Annotated in this window: 2 protein-coding genes; both read right to left on the reverse strand. The window is 44.1% G+C overall.

Annotated features, from left to right (window positions below; genetic code table 11):
• Positions 1 to 183 (reverse strand): hypothetical protein (locus tag A3729_RS33800; RefSeq protein WP_231877352.1); only part of this gene is annotated, 183 nt, incomplete at its 3' end.
• Positions 184 to 365: 182 nt separating this feature from the next.
• Positions 366 to 1,332 (reverse strand): ABC transporter substrate-binding protein (locus A3729_RS05590; protein ID WP_068633359.1); only part of this gene is annotated, 967 nt, incomplete at its 5' end.

The following is a 1,332-nucleotide window of genomic DNA, read 5'->3' on the forward strand; positions in this document are numbered from 1 at the left end:
GTCTTTCAAGATCGGAATAATCTTCTTAAGCTTGGCTTTCGTCAGTTTGCTTAAGAGCGCTTGGGTTTCGCTATCTATTGCTGTCGCAACAGTGCTTGGACTGTTCTCGGCGTTCGATGCCGCATAGCTTTGGTTGAACACCAAGCTAAACATTATCGCAAGAATAAAGGGCAGGATTCTCACCGCTGTACTCCATTTTAGGTTCATTTAACACGCAACTTCCCTGTTGTGTCTGTTCAGATATGATCTGAAGCCAAACATCATAGGGAAATTACGGGGTTGTAGGTTTAGAAATGAGGAGCACCGGACAGTGCTCCCCTTTTAAGTTGCCGAATAAATGTTTCCGGCTAGCTAAAGCTCAGGTCTTAGAAGTTCTGACCAGAACACTTAGCTGTTTTAGTATTAAAGTTGCCGCACTTAACCGGGTCAGTCCAGTCAGCAATTAGGTCTTTAGAACCTGGTAGGTAGTTAGACCAAGCATCACCAATTACTTCACCGTTAGTTTCCCAAACCACTTCAAATTGACCATCTTCTTGAATCTCGCCAATTAAAACTGGCTTACTCAAATGGTGGTTAGTATTCATAACAGCAGTACCGCCAGTCAGGTTAGGTACCGATACACCCAAGATAGCTTGCTCAACTGCGTCTACGTCAGTAGTACCCGCTTTCTCAACTGCTTTCGCCCACATTTCGAAACCAATGTAGGTCGCTTCCATTGGGTCGTTAGTCACACGCTTGTCGTCTTTGATGTAAGACTTCCAGTTTGCAATAAACTCTTCGTTTACATCACTTTCAACGCTTTGGAAGTAGTTCCAAGCTGCCAAGTGACCAACAAGTGGCTTAGTGTCTAGACCAGACAGTTCTTCTTCACCAACAGAGAATGCAACCACTGGAATATCTTCAGCAGAAATACCCTGGTTACCTAGCTCTTTATAGAAAGGAACGTTTGCATCACCATTAATTGTTGAAACAACCGCTGTCTTCTTACCTGCGCTACCGAACTTCTTGATGTCTGAAACAATTGACTGCCAATCAGAGTGACCGAAAGGTGTGTAGTTGATCATGATATCTTTTTCTGCAACGCCTTTAGCCTTAAGGTATGCCTCAAGAATCTTGTTCGTTGTACGTGGGTAAACGTAATCAGTACCTGCAAGTACCCAACGCTCAACCTCAAGGTCATTCATCAAGTAGTCAACGGCTGGAACCGCTTGCTGGTTTGGCGCAGCACCTGTGTAGAAAACATTTTTAGACGACTCTTCACCTTCGTACTGAACAGGGTAGAACAACAAACCGTTCAACTCTTCAATGACAGGAAGAACCGCTTTACGTGAA

Source organism: Oleiphilus sp. HI0043 (assembly GCF_001634935.1).